This is a genomic window from Streptomyces aureus (assembly GCF_001418135.1).
GTDB lineage: Bacteria > Actinomycetota > Actinomycetes > Streptomycetales > Streptomycetaceae > Streptomyces > Streptomyces aureus_A.
Map to the genome: position 1 here is coordinate 1 of NZ_LIPQ01000300.1, position 14,164 is coordinate 14,164.

15 protein-coding genes are annotated in these 14,164 nt (G+C 72.1%); 11 read left to right on the forward strand and 4 right to left on the reverse strand.

What is annotated here, in order from left to right:
• The first annotated feature begins 47 nt into the window (after positions 1 to 47).
• Together AOK00_RS24160 and AOK00_RS24165 are read left to right on the forward strand one after the other, a co-directional pair.
• The gene (locus tag AOK00_RS24160; protein ID WP_055602389.1) at positions 48 to 992 is read left to right on the forward strand and encodes a hypothetical protein; all 945 of its coding nucleotides are present in this window, start codon (positions 48 to 50) and stop codon (positions 990 to 992) included.
• A 216-nt stretch (positions 993 to 1,208) separates the two neighbouring features.
• Positions 1,209 to 2,417: a helix-turn-helix domain-containing protein gene (locus AOK00_RS24165; protein WP_055602390.1), complete on the forward strand. Its 1,209-nt coding sequence runs from the start codon at positions 1,209 to 1,211 to the stop codon at positions 2,415 to 2,417.
• Between the two features lie 56 nt (positions 2,418 to 2,473).
• On the opposite strand, the gene AOK00_RS24170 is transcribed toward AOK00_RS24165, so the two are convergent.
• Positions 2,474 to 3,847 carry a cytochrome P450 gene (locus AOK00_RS24170; protein ID WP_055602391.1) on the reverse strand — a complete coding sequence of 458 codons (1,374 nt, stop codon included), beginning with the start codon at positions 3,845 to 3,847 and terminating at the stop codon, positions 2,474 to 2,476.
• Between the two features lie 142 nt (positions 3,848 to 3,989).
• On the opposite strand from AOK00_RS24170, the gene AOK00_RS24175 reads away from it, so the two are divergent.
• From AOK00_RS24175 to AOK00_RS24185, 3 genes are all read left to right on the forward strand, one after another.
• On the forward strand, positions 3,990 to 4,457 hold the full coding sequence (locus AOK00_RS24175) for a VOC family protein (RefSeq protein WP_055602392.1): 468 nt from the start codon (positions 3,990 to 3,992) through the stop codon (positions 4,455 to 4,457).
• Between the two features lie 36 nt (positions 4,458 to 4,493).
• The gene (locus AOK00_RS24180; RefSeq protein WP_055602393.1) at positions 4,494 to 5,165 is read left to right on the forward strand and encodes a DNA alkylation repair protein; all 672 of its coding nucleotides are present in this window, start codon (positions 4,494 to 4,496) and stop codon (positions 5,163 to 5,165) included.
• Positions 5,166 to 5,277: 112 nt separating this feature from the next.
• Positions 5,278 to 5,457 carry a hypothetical protein gene (locus tag AOK00_RS24185; RefSeq protein ID WP_055602394.1) on the forward strand — a complete coding sequence of 60 codons (180 nt, stop codon included), beginning with the start codon at positions 5,278 to 5,280 and terminating at the stop codon, positions 5,455 to 5,457.
• 89 nt (positions 5,458 to 5,546) lie between these two features.
• Here the strand turns inward: AOK00_RS24185 and AOK00_RS24190 are convergent, their stop codons facing one another.
• Positions 5,547 to 6,761 carry an acyl-CoA dehydrogenase family protein gene (locus AOK00_RS24190; protein WP_055602395.1) on the reverse strand — a complete coding sequence of 405 codons (1,215 nt, stop codon included), beginning with the start codon at positions 6,759 to 6,761 and terminating at the stop codon, positions 5,547 to 5,549.
• Positions 6,762 to 6,923: 162 nt separating this feature from the next.
• On the opposite strand from AOK00_RS24190, the gene AOK00_RS24195 reads away from it, so the two are divergent.
• Positions 6,924 to 7,571, forward strand: coding sequence for a TetR family transcriptional regulator (locus tag AOK00_RS24195; RefSeq protein WP_055602396.1), 648 nt, complete (start codon positions 6,924 to 6,926; stop codon positions 7,569 to 7,571).
• A 176-nt stretch (positions 7,572 to 7,747) separates the two neighbouring features.
• Here AOK00_RS24195 and def read toward each other — a convergent pair whose 3' ends face one another.
• Positions 7,748 to 8,308, reverse strand: a complete 561-nt coding sequence (gene def / locus AOK00_RS24200; RefSeq protein ID WP_055602397.1) for a peptide deformylase — start codon at positions 8,306 to 8,308, stop codon at positions 7,748 to 7,750.
• 125 nt (positions 8,309 to 8,433) lie between these two features.
• On the opposite strand from def, the gene AOK00_RS24205 reads away from it, so the two are divergent.
• The 5 genes from AOK00_RS24205 to AOK00_RS24225 all read left to right on the forward strand — a co-directional run bounded on the left by AOK00_RS24205 (position 8,434) and on the right by AOK00_RS24225 (position 13,103).
• Positions 8,434 to 9,681 carry a Mur ligase family protein gene (locus AOK00_RS24205; RefSeq protein WP_030316715.1) on the forward strand — a complete coding sequence of 416 codons (1,248 nt, stop codon included), beginning with the start codon at positions 8,434 to 8,436 and terminating at the stop codon, positions 9,679 to 9,681.
• A gap of 19 nt (positions 9,682 to 9,700) precedes the next feature.
• Positions 9,701 to 10,429: a type 1 glutamine amidotransferase gene (locus AOK00_RS24210; RefSeq protein WP_055602398.1), complete on the forward strand. Its 729-nt coding sequence runs from the start codon at positions 9,701 to 9,703 to the stop codon at positions 10,427 to 10,429.
• A gap of 188 nt (positions 10,430 to 10,617) precedes the next feature.
• Positions 10,618 to 11,643 (forward strand): 6-phosphofructokinase, encoded by a 1,026-nt coding sequence (locus tag AOK00_RS24215; RefSeq protein ID WP_030316712.1) that lies wholly within the window; start codon positions 10,618 to 10,620, stop codon positions 11,641 to 11,643.
• 115 nt (positions 11,644 to 11,758) lie between these two features.
• Positions 11,759 to 12,706 carry a cytochrome c oxidase assembly protein gene (locus AOK00_RS24220; RefSeq protein WP_055602399.1) on the forward strand — a complete coding sequence of 316 codons (948 nt, stop codon included), beginning with the start codon at positions 11,759 to 11,761 and terminating at the stop codon, positions 12,704 to 12,706.
• A gap of 184 nt (positions 12,707 to 12,890) precedes the next feature.
• Positions 12,891 to 13,103 carry a hypothetical protein gene (locus AOK00_RS24225; RefSeq protein WP_055602400.1) on the forward strand — a complete coding sequence of 71 codons (213 nt, stop codon included), beginning with the start codon at positions 12,891 to 12,893 and terminating at the stop codon, positions 13,101 to 13,103.
• Positions 13,104 to 13,129: 26 nt separating this feature from the next.
• Here AOK00_RS24225 and AOK00_RS24230 read toward each other — a convergent pair.
• The coding region (locus AOK00_RS24230) for a DUF3048 domain-containing protein (RefSeq protein WP_063886648.1) at positions 13,130 to 14,164 on the reverse strand (1,035 nt) is incomplete at its 5' end.

Genomic DNA, 14,164 nt, shown 5'->3' on the forward strand with positions numbered 1-14,164 from the left:
CCCGCGCGCGTTCCCACCCCCGCGCCCCCTCAACGAAAGGCATCGTCATGCCCCTCGTCTCCTCCCGCACGCGCCTCGCCACGCTCTCCGCCCTGACGGCGCTCGGCGCCTTCGCCTCCATCGGGACGGCGACGGCCGGCAACCCGCAGCTGAACGGCAGCTGGGGGCCGTCCACCCGCTGCCCCGTCGACGCGGGGGCGATGCTCGCCTCGGACGGTCTCGACACGTCACCGCAGTGCGTCGTGTCCTCCTCCGCCAGTGGCTCCATCAAGCTGGGCAACACCACCGTGACGACCGGGAGCACCAACCTCCAGATCGGCGTCGTCCAGAACCCCGACGGCACCAGCACCGTCGCCGCCCCGGCCGGCGGCGCGCTCATCGCCGCACCGGCCACCGTCCCCGGCGGCCTCCTCGGTCTGATGTGTCCCAGTGACATCCCGTTCATCAGCGACATCTGCCGGCAGCTGACCGACGCCAGGCTGAACAAGATCACCGCCACCATGGAGTCGGTCGGCACCCCCTCGGACTTCGACCAGATCGCGGGCGTCCTCACCGACAAGCCGATCGTGTCGATCCCGGTCCGCATCCGCCTGGAGAACCCCTTCCTGGGCAGCAACTGCTACATCGGGACGAAGGCCAACCCGATCATCCTGCGCCCGAGCAACCTCACGTCGCCCGACTTCGGCGTGGAGCGCTTCAACGGCGACGGCTCCCCGAACGAGGAGGGCGACATGAGCCGCCTCAACATCCTCGGCTCCACCCAGAGCGACAAGACCTTCGCCGTCCCCGGCGCCAGCGGCTGCGGTCTCGGCTGGTTCGGGCTGATCGACGCCGCCGTCAACCTCAAGACGGGGCTGCCCTCCCCCGCCGGCAAGAACAGCCTCACCCTCGACAACACCCAGACCCACCTGACGGGCCTCTTCGCCCCCGGTCTCGCCGCCCCCGACGCGGGCAAGGTCCTCTCCCGGAACTGGCACTCGGCGGTCCGGTAGCAGCCACCCAGGGTCGATTCCCGGCCGACTAGGTAAGCGCGTACCACTCCGGCACGCCAACTCTTGCTCAACGTGTGTACACCACACAGCAGTTGACTTAGCTTCAGCAGTCCACACAGGTACGCACCTGACGACCACGGCGGCGCCCACCACGCCATGCTGGGATCCGCACCGTCGCTCCCCCACCGGTCGCGTAGGAGAGCAAGGGATCGGTTCATGCCCGCAATCACCCAGCCGCCGGACATCGGTGAACCGCTCGAACCGCTCCCCAGGGAGTTCGCCGCCCTGATGAGGCCGGAGATCCCCGGCCTCATCAAGGAGATCGGCATGGAGGTCCAGCGGACCTACCCGGTGTACGCCCATCTCTTCAACGGGCCGCACTCGGACGCGATCCGCCAGGGTGTGGAACAGGCTCTCGCCGCCTTCGTGGAGCGGGTCGCCGACCCCGGAACGAACTCGGCCCTCAGGGACGAACTGCTCCGCAGGTTCGGCCGGGTGGAGGCCTACGAGGGGCGCGACCTCGACACGTTACTGGGCGCCTACCGCCTGGGCGCGCGCGTCGCACTGCGCCGGGCCAAGATCATCGGACGTACGTACAACCTCTCCCCCACCCTGATCCTCGCCTTCGCCGACGCCCTCTTCGCCTACGTCGACGAGCTGGAGGCACTGTCCCGCGAGGGCTGGGTCATGGTCCAGACCCGCGCGGTGTCCGATGTGGCCGCGGTGCGAAGACAGTTACTGCACCTGGTCGTCGCCGGGCCACCGCTGCCCCGGGCGACGATCGCCGAGCTGTGCCGGGACGCCTCCTGGCAGCTCCCCGCCGAGTGCACCCTGGTCGCCCTCCGCCCGCCGCTCGCCGAGCTCGTCCAGGCGGGTCTCGACCGGGACGTCCTCGCCGACCTCAGCCTTCCCCAGCCGTATCTGCTCATCCCCGGCCCGCTGACCGCCGACCGCCTCGCGATGCTCGGTTCCGCCCTGGCCGGCACCTCCGCCGTCGTCGGTCTGACCGTGCCGCCGGCGCAGGCCGCCCACTCCATCCGCTGGGCCCGGCGCGTCCTCCAGCTCATCGACGACGGCATCGTCGCCGACGCTCCCCTCGTGCACTGCGAGGACCATCTGACAACGTTGTGGCTGCTGTCCGACCCGGCCCTGGTGGCCCAGCTCGCCCAGCGCGAACTCGCCCCGCTCGACGAGCTGTCCGGCACCCGCCGCGAGCGGCTGATCGAGACCCTGCGGGTCCACATCTCCACCCGGGCGCCCGCCGAGCAGGTCGGCGAGATGCTCGGCGTGCACGCCCAGACGGTCCGCTACCGGCTGCGGAACCTGGACAGCCACTTCGGCGACCGGCTCCTCGACCCCGACCACCGGTTCGCCCTCGAAGCCGCCCTGCGCGCGCTCCACCTCGGCGGGAAGCGGACGGACTGAGCCGGGCCGCGTCCGCGTCCTCGCGTCGTCGTGGCGTCGGCCGTCTCGACGCCCGCCTACGCGGTCCTGGGCGTGAGGCGGCAGCGGGCCGGGCCGGCCGCCTGCAGGGTGATCGCGGGCGCGACCGGCACCACGGTGTCGACGGCCTCCATGTCGTACCGCTGGAGGATCATCGCCAGGGCGATCACCGACTCCAGCATCGAGAAGTGCTGGCCGATGCACGCACGCGGGCCGCCGCCGAAGGGGAACCAGGCGTAGCGGGGGCGGGCGGCCTCCGCCTCGGGCGTGAAGCGGTCGGGGTCGAAGCGCTCCGCGTCCTCCCAGTAGTCCGGGTGGCGGTGGGTGACCCAGGGGGCGACGATGACGTCCGCTCCGGCCGGGATGGCGACACCGCCGATCCGGGTGGCGGCGACGGCGCGGCGCCCGATGACCGGGGCGGCCGGGAAGAGCCGCATGGCCTCCTTGAGGACCCGGGTGACGTACGGCAGGGCGTCGAGGTCCCCGGCGCCGGGTGTGCGGCCGGCGAGGACCCGGTCGACCTCCTCGTGGGCCCGCTTCCGCTCCTCCGGGTGCAGGGCGAGGAGGTGGAGGGCGAAGCCGAGGGAGGTGGCGGTGGTCTCGTGGCCGGCGAGCAGGAAGACGAGGACCTGCTCGCGCAGCTCGGTCGCGTCGAAGCTGCCGTCCTCGGCGCTCTCGGCCTCGACGAGGAGGGTCAGCAGGTCCTGGCCGTCGCCGGGGGCCCGGCCGGAGCCGCGACGCTCGGCGATGATGCGGTCGCAGACCTCGTACAGCGCCTGGTGGACGGCGGCGGCGCGGCGGTTGCCGGGGGTGGGCCAGTCGCGGGGAACGTTGAGCGGGGAGTAGCCGCGGCGCAGGACGTAGGCGCCGACGTCGGGGAAGCTGTTCTCGACGATCTCGACGGCCGCGTCGACGTCCGTGCCGAAGAGGATGCGGGCGACGGCGCGCAGGGCGAGGCGGGCCATGTCCTGGAGGACGTCGACGGACGCGGCACCGGCCTCCCGCCACTCCTCGGCGAGGGTGGTGACCTCGGCGGCGATGGCGGCGGCGTAGCTGTCGACCCGGCGGCGGGTGAAGAGGGGCTGGACGAGCCGGCGCTGGCGGAGATAGTCCTCGTCCTGGCTGGTGAGCAGCCCGTTGCCGAAGGACTCGCGGACCTCCTGGTAGAAGGCGTTGTCCTTGCGGAAGTTGGCCGACTCCCCGGCGAGGACCTGCTGGGCGCCCTCGGCGGAGAAGACTCCGTAGACGGTGGCGCGGATCCCGGGCGGGCCGGCCGTGATCCGTACGACGTCGCCGTGGTCGCGGCGGGCGCGGAGGAAGGTGCCCAGGGAGTCGTTCTTGAGGTCGAACATGGAGCCGAGCAGCGGAAGTCCCGCGAGTTCGGGCGCCTCGGTGCCAGTGGTGATGGCCATGAACGGTTCCCCTCGATCGTCGCCTGACGGGTGATTGTCCCGCAGGAGGTGACTCACGGGTAGGGATCCTCGAACGGCGGACCGAATCTGGCCTGTTGGCGCGATCCGGGCGTCTGTCAGTGGTGTCTGAGAGGCTCGCCGCATGGAGCGACCCGAGATGACCCTGCAACTGACCATCGACTGCGCGGACCCGCAGCGCCTGGTGCCGTTCTGGCTGGAGGCCCTGCGCTACGTCCCCGATCCGCCGCCCGAGGGCCACGCCACCTGGCGGGCGTACTGGGAGGCGATCGGTGTCCCCGAGGACGAGCTGGGCGAGGGCACCGGGGAGCTCCCGGAGTCCATCGTGGACCCGAAGGGCGTGGGCCCCCGGGTCTGGTTCCAGCACGTCCCGGAGCCGAAGACGGTCAAGAACCGCGTCCACCTGGACCTGAAGGTCGGCGGCGGCCGCGGGGTGCCGCTCGCCGTGCGCCGCGAGCGGGTGGACAGCGAGGTGACGCGGCTCACGGCCCTCGGAGCGACGATCCTGTACACGATGGACGAGCCGAACGGCATGGACTACTACGCGGTGGTCCTCCAGGACCCCGAGGGGAACGAGTTCTGTCTCGTCTGACGTCCCGCCCGGCACGACGAGGAACAGGAGACCGAGGTGGCCGAGACGACGGTGGCCGAGGTGATGGCCGAGCTGGCCGCGCTGGAGGACCCGAAGGCGCGCGCGGTGAACGAGAGACACGGTGACGACCACGGTGTGAACCTCGGCAGGCTGCGCGCGCTCGCGAAGCGGCTCAAGACGCAGCAGGACCTCGCGGAGCGGCTCTGGGAGACGGGCGACGGCGCGGCTCGGCTCCTTGCGCTGCTGATCTGCCGCCCGAAGGCCTTCGGGCGGGACGAGCTGGACGCCATGCTCCGCGGGGCGCGCACGCCCAAGGTGCACGACTGGCTCGTGAACTACGTGGTGAAGAAGAGCCCCCACGCCGAGGAGCTGCGCCTGGCGTGGACGGCCGACCCGGATCCGGTGGTCGCGAGCGCCGGCTGGGCCCTGACCACCGAGCGGGTCGCGAAGAAGCCCGACGGTCTCGACCTCGACGCACTGCTCGACGTCGTCGAGGCGGAGATGAAGGACGCCCCGGACCGCCTGCAGTGGGCGATGAACCACTGTCTGGCCCAGATCGGGATCGAGCACCCCGAGCACCGCGCCCGGGCGCTGGACATCGGTGAGCGCCTGGGGGTGCTCAAGGACTACCCGACGCCCCCGGGCTGCACCTCCCCGTTCGCGCCCGCCTGGATCAACGAGATGGTGCGCCGCCGGGAGGGGGCGTAGCGGCTGACTCTCCGTGCGGTGGGTGTCACGAGTGCGGCCGGAACGGAGAGCGTGGCGCAACGCACGCCCGGACAGTGCCCGCTTTGTCGGACCCGGCCCTTACCTTGGACGCATGTCCCATCACCACAGAGAGACCCCTGGCCCCGAAGCCCTGAACAACGCCATTCGCACGTTGTGGATGCGCGCCGGCGAGCAGCAGCGCTCCCTTACGGCCGACGAGCAACGGATCTATCAGGTACTTGTGACAGCGTGGGCCGAGGCGACGCACGCCGAGCAGGGGCTCGCCGCCTGAGCCACGGCCGCCACTCGGCGCGGTAGTCGGGCCTCTCTTTCGGCGCTCTTCATCTGCGCGACCTGCGGCGAGTCCCGGCCTCGGCCCGGTTACTTCGCGATGGCCCGGCTGATCACCATGCGCTGGATCTCGCTGGTGCCTTCGAAGATCGTGTAGATGGCCGCGTCGCGGTGCATGCGCTCCACCGGGTACTCGCGGGTGTAGCCGTTGCCGCCGAGGATCTGGATGGCCTGGGCCGTGACCTTCTTGGCGACCTCGCTCGCGTACAGCTTGGACATGGAGCCCTCGGCCGCCGTGAAGGGCTTGCCGGCCGTCGCCATCCAGGAGGCGCGCCAGACCAGCAGGCGGGCCGCGTCGATCTGGGTGGCCATGTCGGCGAGCTGGAAGGCGACGCCCTGGTTCTCGATGATCGGGCGGCCGAACTGGACGCGGGTCCTGGCGTAGTCGAGGGCGACCTCGTACGCTGCGCGGGCCGTGCCGACGGCCATGGCGCCGACCGCGGGGCGGGAGGCCTCGAAGGTGGCCATGGCGGCGTTCTTCACGCGCTCGCCGCCGGCCTGGGCCTTCTCGCGGGCCCGGGCCAGGCGCTCGTCCAGCTTCTCCTTGCCACCGAGCAGGCAGTGGCCGGGGACGCGGACGTCCTCAAGGACGACCTCGGCGGTGTGGGAGGCGCGGATGCCGTGCTTCTGGAACTTCTGGCCCTGGGAGAGACCGGGGGTGTTCGGCGGCACGATGAAGGAGGCGTGGCCCTTCGAGCCGAGCGCGGGGTCGACGACCGCGACGACGACGTGGACGTTGGCGATGCCGCCGTTGGTCGCCCAGGTCTTGGTGCCGTTGAGCACCCACTCGTCGGTGGCCTCGTCGTACACCGCGCGGGTACGCATCGCGGCGACGTCCGAGCCCGCGTCGGGCTCGGACGAGCAGAACGCGGCGACCTTGACGTCGTTCGCGTCGCCGTACATCTGCGGGACCCAGGTGCCGATCTGCTCCTCGGTGCCGTTGGCGAGGACGCCGACGGCGGCGAGGCCCGTGCCGACGATGGAGAGCGCGATTCCGGCGTCGCCCCAGAAGAGCTCCTCCATCGCCATGGGGATGCCGAGACCGGTCGGGTCGAAGAACTGCTGGGCATAGAAATCGAGCGAGTAGATGCCGATCTTGGCCGCTTCCTGGATGATCGGCCAGGGAGTCTCCTCACGCTCGTCCCATTCGGCGGCCGCGGGGCGCATCACATCGGCGGCGAAGCCGTGGAGCCAGTCGCGGACCTGCTTCTGGTCATCGTTGAGATCGAGCGTGAACTCGCCCATATTCCCTCCCAGCTGTACGTTACTTGCGGTAACACCAGTCTGTTACCGGTGGGTATGGGCTGTCAACCTGCGGTGGAGCGGTTCGGCCCGACCGGCAGCGGACACCGGCCGGGTGTTACGTTGCGACAGCCTCACGAATCGCACGGGCGGGGAGACACGCTTATGGACATCGCACACCGGACCACCGACCAGCAGACGCCCGCCGAACAGCGGCGACGCGAACTGCTGGAGGCGGCGGACCGGGTGGTGCTGCGGGACGGCCCCAAGGCGTCCATGAACGCGATCGCGGCGGAGGCGGGCATCACCAAGCCGATCCTCTACCGCCACTTCGGCGACAAGGGCGGCCTCTACCGCGCCCTCGCCACCCGGCACACGGACGCCCTCCTCGCCGCCCTGCGGGCCGCGCTCGACGCGCCGTCCGACCGCCGCCGCCGCGTCGAATCCACCCTCGACACCTACCTCGCCTCGATCGAGGCGCTGCCCCAGGTCTACCGCTTCCTCATGCATCCGGCGGAGGAGTCGCACCAGACCGAGCAGGGCTTCGACGTCGGCCGCCACTCCGCGCCGCTGCTCCGGCGGATGGGCGAGGAGCTCGGCCAGGTCATCGCCGAGCGCGTCGACCTCGGCCCCGGCGCCGACGCCCAGGCCCGGATCTGGGGGCACGGCATCGTCGGCATGATGCACGCGGCCGGCGACTGGTGGCTCGGCGAGCGCCCCTGCTCGCGCGCCGACCTCGTCCGCAGCCTGGCCGACCTCCTGTGGGGCCGCCTCGCGCAGGCACCGGACCTCCCCGGCGGACCGGGCTTCTAGCGGCAGCTCCGGGTCCGCCGGGCCCCGGCGCCCTCGGCCCCGGCGCCCGGCACCCTCGGAGCTCCGGGCCCGGCACCCCCGGCCCTCCAGGCCCGGCACCGTCAGGCTTCCGGGCCCGGGGAACCCCTGGAGGCCTCCGGGCCTCTCGGCCCCCGGTCTCGGCCCCCCGGCCCTCGTCAGCCCTCCAGTACCGCGGCCCCGCTCCCCCACGGCTGCTTGCGGATCGCGCGGATCAGACGTGACTTGCGCCACCCCGTCACGTGGTCCGCGTAGACCCCGCCGTCCAGATGGTCGGCCTCGTGCTGGAGGCAGCGGGCGAAGAAACCCGTGCCCTCCACCCGTACCGGCGTCCCGTCCAGCCGTACGCCCTCGACCACCGCGCGGTCGTGACGGGGCGTCGGAGCCTCCAGGCCCGGCAGCGAGAGGCAGCCCTCGGGACCCCGGAACACCTCGCCGTCCGCCTCCACCAGGCGCGGGTTCACGACATGTCCCAGGTGGCGGGTCTCCTCGTCGTCGGGGCAGTCGTACACGAAGACCCGCAGGCCCACGCCCACCTGGTTCGCCGCCAGGCCGACGCCGTTCGCCGCGTACATCGTGGCGAACATGTCCTCGACGAGCCGGGCGAGTTCGGGCCCGAAGTCGGTGACGGGCGCGCAGGGCGTGTGCAGCACGGGGTCGCCGAGCAGGGTCATCGCTCGGACGTGGCCGGAACTGCCGGGGATGGGGCGGTTTCGCATGGCGGTAAGGGTACGGTCCGCGTGACCTGGCTGTTTCGCGCGGCCGCTCGGTGGTGCCGCTGTTCGGGCTGCTGGCCGGATCTCGATAGGCTGAGCCCGGACCGACGCAAGGAGGAACAAGAACGATGTCAGGACACCCCGGTAATCCAGAGCCGCTGTCGCCGCGCGCCAAGCTGGCCGTGACGGCGGGCAGGGCCGCGGCCGCGGTGTCGCGTGCGGCGGGACGCGGCAGCGGGTCGGTGATCGGCGGCAAGGTGGCGCTGAAGCTCGACCCCGACCTCCTGGGCCGGCTCGCGCAGCATCTGGACGTCGTCCTGGTGTCGGCGACCAACGGCAAGACGACGACGACCCGGCTGATCGCGGAGGCCCTGCGCGCGGCCGGCCCCGTCGTCTCGAACGCCCTCGGCGCCAACATGCCCGCCGGCATCACCTCGGCGCTCGCCGGTGGGTCGGACTCCAAGTACGGCGTCATCGAGGTCGACGAGAAGTACCTGGCCGGCGTCGCCCGCGACACCACGCCCAAGGTCATCGCGCTGCTCAACCTCTCCCGCGACCAGCTCGACCGCGCCGCCGAGACCCGGATGCTCGCCGAGAAGTGGCGCGAGGGCCTCAACGGCACGAAGGCCGTCGTCGTCGCGAACGCCGACGACCCGCTCATCGTGTGGGCCGCCTCCTCCTCGCCGAACGTGGTGTGGGTCGCCGCCGGCCAGGAGTGGAAGGACGACGCCTGGTCGTGCCCCGCCTGCGGCGGTGTGATGCAGCGTCCGGGCGACGACTGGTTCTGCGGCGAGTGCGGCTTCCGCCGTCCCGCGCCCAGCTGGGCGCTCAGCGGCGACCACGTGCTCGACCCGCACGGTTCGGCCTGGCCGATCCGGCTCCAGCTGCCCGGCCGCGCCAACAAGGCGAACGCCGCGACCTCGGCCGCCGTCGCCGCCGTCTTCGGAGTGCCGCCGCAGGTGGCCCTGGAGCGCATGTACCAGGTCCAGGCCGTCGCCGGACGCTACGACGTGGTCTCCTTCCAGGGCCGTGAGCTGCGACTGCTGCTCGCGAAGAACCCGGCGGGCTGGCTCGAAACGTTTTCCCTCATCGACGGGCCGCCCGCCCCGGTGATCCTCTCCGTCAACGCGCGCGGCGCCGACGGCACGGACACCTCCTGGCTGTGGGACGTGGACTACGGCCGGCTCGCCGGACACCCGATCATGGTGATCGGCGACCGCCGGCTGGACCTCGCCGTCCGCCTGGAGGTCGCGGGTGTGGACTTCCGCGTCTGCGAGACGCTGGACGAGGCCGTCGCGATGGCCCCGCCCGGGCAGATCGAGCTGATCGCCAACTACACCGCCTTCCAGGACGTCCGCCGCCGCGTCGGCAACTGACCCGTAGAGGACTTGCAGCATGAGTGACAGCAGCCTGCGCCTGGTCTGGGTCTACCCGGACCTGCTCAGCACCTACGGCGACCAGGGCAACGTCCTCGTCGTCGAGCGCCGCGCCCTCCAGCGCGGACTCAACGTCGAGCGCGTCGACGTCCGCAGCGACCAGCCGGTGCCGACCTCGGGCGACATCTATCTGATCGGCGGCGGCGAGGACCGCCCGCAGCGGCTCGCGGCGGAGCGGCTGCTCCGCGACGGCGGCCTGTCCCGGGCCGCCTCCAACGGCGCGATCATCTTCTCGGTCTGCGCCGGCTACCAGATCCTGGGGCACGAGTTCATCAACGACGTCGGCGAGCGGCAGCCGGGCCTCGGCCTGCTCGACGTCACCACGACCCGCGGCGAGGGCGAGCGGTGCGTCGGCGACGTCCTCGGGGACATCGACCCGCGGCTCGGCCTGCCCCAGCTGACGGGCTTCGAGAACCACCAGGGCATCACCCATCTCGGCCCGACGGCCCGGCCGTTCGCGCGGACGGTGTTCGGCAAGGGCAACGGGACCGGCGACGGCACCGAGGGCGCGTACAACGACACCGTCTTCGGTACGTACATGCACGGCCCCGTCATGGCCCGCAACCCGCAGATCGCGGACCTGCTCCTGAAGCTGGCCCTCGACGTGAACGCGCTGCCGCCGACCGACGACCGCTGGTACGAGGCGCTGCGCGCCGAGCGCATCGCGGCCGCGACGCAGCCCGCGTAGGGTCGCACGGCCCGTCCCGGACGGGCCGGGGGGCAACACCGCGCCGTTGTTGGTCCCTCGTACGAACGTACGTTGTCCACTGTGCGGACATCCGGTTCGGCCCCGCCACCCTGCGGCGATAGGGTGGCGGGGATCCAGCCGGACGACGTGGTCCGGGAGTCGGCCCACGTTGCAAAGGTTTTTGGGCTATGCGCATTGGCGTGCTCACCTCCGGCGGAGACTGCCCCGGTCTGAACGCTGTCATCCGTTCCGTCGTGCACCGCGCCGTCGTCGACCACGGCGACGAGGTCATCGGCTTCCACGACGGGTGGAAGGGCCTCCTGGAGTGCGACTACCGCAAGCTCGATCTCGAGGCGGTGGGCGGCATCCTGGCCCGCGGCGGCACCATCCTCGGCTCCTCGCGGGTCCAGCCCGCGCACCTGGTCGACGGCGTCGAGCGCGCCCGTGGCCATGTGGCCGACCTGGGGCTCGACGCGATCATCCCGATCGGCGGCGAGGGCACCCTCAAGGCGGCGAACCTGCTCTCCGAAGCGGGTCTCCCGATCGTCGGTGTCCCGAAGACGATCGACAACGACATCGCCTCCACCGACGTCACCTTCGGCTTCGACACGGCCGTGACCGTCGCCACCGAGGCCCTCGACCGGCTGAAGACCACCGCCGAGTCACACCAGCGCGTCCTCGTCGTCGAGGTCATGGGCCGTCACACCGGCTGGATAGCGCTGCACTCCGGCATGGCCGCCGGCGCGCACGCGGTGGTCGTCCCCGAGCGGCCCTTCGACATCGACGAGCTGACCGCCCGGGTCGGCGAGCGCTTCGAGGCCGGCAAGCGGTTCGCGATCGTGGTGGTCGCCGAGGGAGCGAAGCCGCGCGAGGGCTCGATGGACTTCAAGACCGCCGGCACCGACATCTACGGCCACGAGCGCTTCACCGGGATCGCCAACCAGCTCTCCGTGGAGCTGGAGCGGCGCCTCGGCAAGGAGGCCCGTCCGGTGATCCTGGGTCACGTCCAGCGCGGCGGCACCCCCACCGCGTACGACCGTGTCCTCGCGACCCGCTTCGGCTGGCACGCGGTCGAGGCGGCGCACCGCGGCGAGTTCGGCATGCTGACGGCCCTGCGCGGCACGGACATCACGATGGTCCCGCTGGCCCAGGCCGTGGAGAGCCTCAAGACGGTCCCCGCCGACCGCTACGCCGAGGCCGAGTGCGTGATCTGACGCACGTCGGCACGGACGCCTTCGCGTGACACCGCCCCCGGTCGCAGTCGCGGCCGGGGGCGGTTCTAGTCTGGTGCGGACAACAAGCGCGAATCGGGCTCCAGGAGTGCACACGATGGATCACAGCGGGCACGGCATGACCACGGATCTGCCGCCGTTCACGCTGGGACGGGGCCTGGAGTTCTCTCCCGACCTCTTCTTCCTGATCGGCTGCCTCGCGGCGCTCGGTCTGTACGGCTGGGGCGTGGCGCGGCTGCGGCGGCGCGGGGACGCGTGGCCGGTGAGCCGGACGGTGTTCTTCACGGTCGGCGTGCTGACCGTCGCGCTCGTCATGTGCACCAAGCTCAACGACTACGGCATGGTCATGTTCAGCGTGCACATGGTGCAGCACATGGTGGTCTCCATGCTGTCGCCGATCCTGCTGCTGCTCGGCGCGCCGGTGACGCTGGCCCTGCGGGCGCTGCCGGTGGCGGGCCGGGGCTCGACGGGGCCGCGCGAGCTGCTTCTGAAGCTGCTGCACAGCCGGTACATGAAGGTGATCACCCACCCCGGCTTCACGATCCCGATGTTCATCGCGAGCCTGTACGCGCTCTACTTCACGCCGCTCTTCGACTTCCTGATGGGCTCGAAGCCGGGCCACATCGGGATGATGGTCCACTTCCTGATGGTGGGCGTGGTCTTCTTCTGGCCGATCATGGGCGTCGACCCGGGCCCGCACCGTCCGGGTTATGTGATGCGGATGCTGGAGCTGTTCGCGGGCATGCCGTTCCACGCCTTCTTCGGCATCGCGCTGATGATGGCCTCGGAGCCGATGGTCAAGGCGTACGAGAATCCGCCGGCCTCGCTGGGGATCGACGCGCTCTCCGACCAGAACGCGGCGGGCGGCATCGCCTGGGCGTTCAGCGAGATCCCGTCGGTGCTGGTGCTGATCGCGCTGGTCTACCAGTGGTACCACTCCGAGCAGCGGCAGGCGGTTCGCCAGGACCGGGCCGCCGACCGGGACGGGGACAAGGAGCTGGAGGCGTACAACGCGTACCTCGCCTCGCTCCAGACCCGGCGGTGACGATCGGCGTGCGGTGAGCGGCCCCCTTCCGGGCCCGGCGCGGGACCTCGTACGGGGTCCGGCGCCGGGCCCGGTTCCGTTTCCGGCGCACGCCGGAGCGTCCGGGGAGTAGCGCGCGCCCCTCTCGGGGGGTCACGATGGGCTGGACGGCTTCCACGACCTCGGTCGGGAGGAGGGCGGACTGATGTCCGGTGGCACGAAGACGATGGCGGTGCTGACCTGCGCCGCGGTGGTGCTCACGACGGCCTACACGGTGGCGCTCGGCAGCAGCGGCTGGCTCTGGTTCGGCTCGGTGGTGCTCATGGTGGCGACGATCGGCCTGGCCGCGTCGGACGGCGCGACCCCGGCCGGCCCGCGCCGCCGACCGCCGGCGGGTCCGGGCCCGGCGAGCCCCTGAGCCGGCCGGATCCATCCGCCGCGCACTCAGCTCCGCGGCGCGAGGACCACCCAGACCTGTCCCGGTGCGAAGGCGAGCGGCTTGCCGGCCGGGGTCGTGAACGTGGTGCCCGACGTCGCCGACGTACGGGACCAGCGGGCCTCGTGCGCGCGCCCGTCGCGCAGGACGAGCGCGGTGCCGCTCCCGACGGTCTCGGTGTACGGGGAGACCGCGCCGGTGACGTCGCGGAAGGCGGAGGAGCGGACGGCGACGCGCTGGACGACCACGGTCGACGGGGCGAGGGCTCCCGTGTCGGTGGCGCGGGCCGCGCGGCCGTCCATCGCCACCCGCCAGGTCCGGTCGGAAGCGGACCAGGTGAAGGTGTAGCGGGCCGCCGGGTAGCGGACGGTCTCGGAGTCGACCGGGCTGCCGCCCTCCGGGGCGGGGCCGAAGCGGAAGCCGATGTCCCGGGCGTTCTGGGGCTCCTGGACGGTGGCGAGGGCCCGCTCGGGGCGCAGGTAGAGGTTGTGCGGGGCGGCACGGTCCGGGGAGCGCCGGAAGGCGCCGGGGCCGGTGGTCTCGGTGACGGGGTGGAGCGGCGCGGCACTCAGCAGCGGGTTCAGGGCGGACTGCGCCCCGGAGTAGGCGAGGACGGGCCGGCCGAAGGCACCGAGCAGCTCTATGTCGGACTCGCGGGCGCTGCGGACGGGTCCGACCAGCTCGGGAAGGCGGGAGGAGTACACGGCGAGGAGCCGGGTGGCACCGCCCTCGACCTGTTCGACGTAGACGAGATCGGCGGCGCCGAGCCCGGTGTGGGGGCGGGCCGCGACCACGTTGTCGATCTTGACGGCGAGGACGGGACCGGACCGTGCCGGCAGCCCGGTGAAGGGCGAGAGGCCGCTCGGGGCGGGTGTCGTCGTGGCGGGCGCGGGTGTCGTGGGGGTGGGCGTCGGCGTGACAGGCGCGGGCGTCGGCGTGGGGGCCGGCTCCGGCGGGCCCGAGTCGGAGCAGCCGTACAGCCCGGCCGCCGCCACCGCGCACAGCCGCGCGGTGAGGACGCGGCCGGGGACCCTGGCCCCGCG

What these genes read in the sequence shown, in the direction of transcription:
- def (WP_055602397.1), bottom strand. Translation starts at nt 8,308, where the DNA reads ATGCGAAACCGCCCCATCCCCGGCAGTTCCGGCCACGTCCGAGCGATG.
- AOK00_RS24185 (WP_055602394.1), top strand. Translation starts at nt 5,278, where the DNA reads ATGTCCCATCACCACAGAGAGACCCCTGGCCCCGAAGCCCTGAACAAC.
- AOK00_RS24160 (WP_055602389.1), top strand. Translation starts at nt 48, where the DNA reads ATGCCCCTCGTCTCCTCCCGCACGCGCCTCGCCACGCTCTCCGCCCTG.
- AOK00_RS24225 (WP_055602400.1), top strand. Translation starts at nt 12,891, where the DNA reads ATGTCCGGTGGCACGAAGACGATGGCGGTGCTGACCTGCGCCGCGGTG.
- AOK00_RS24190 (WP_055602395.1), bottom strand. Translation starts at nt 6,761, where the DNA reads ATGGGCGAGTTCACGCTCGATCTCAACGATGACCAGAAGCAGGTCCGC.
- AOK00_RS24215 (WP_030316712.1), top strand. Translation starts at nt 10,618, where the DNA reads ATGCGCATTGGCGTGCTCACCTCCGGCGGAGACTGCCCCGGTCTGAAC.
- AOK00_RS24210 (WP_055602398.1), top strand. Translation starts at nt 9,701, where the DNA reads ATGAGTGACAGCAGCCTGCGCCTGGTCTGGGTCTACCCGGACCTGCTC.
- AOK00_RS24195 (WP_055602396.1), top strand. Translation starts at nt 6,924, where the DNA reads ATGGACATCGCACACCGGACCACCGACCAGCAGACGCCCGCCGAACAG.
- AOK00_RS24170 (WP_055602391.1), bottom strand. Translation starts at nt 3,847, where the DNA reads ATGGCCATCACCACTGGCACCGAGGCGCCCGAACTCGCGGGACTTCCG.
- AOK00_RS24205 (WP_030316715.1), top strand. Translation starts at nt 8,434, where the DNA reads ATGTCAGGACACCCCGGTAATCCAGAGCCGCTGTCGCCGCGCGCCAAG.
- AOK00_RS24165 (WP_055602390.1), top strand. Translation starts at nt 1,209, where the DNA reads ATGCCCGCAATCACCCAGCCGCCGGACATCGGTGAACCGCTCGAACCG.
- AOK00_RS24175 (WP_055602392.1), top strand. Translation starts at nt 3,990, where the DNA reads ATGGAGCGACCCGAGATGACCCTGCAACTGACCATCGACTGCGCGGAC.
- AOK00_RS24220 (WP_055602399.1), top strand. Translation starts at nt 11,759, where the DNA reads ATGGATCACAGCGGGCACGGCATGACCACGGATCTGCCGCCGTTCACG.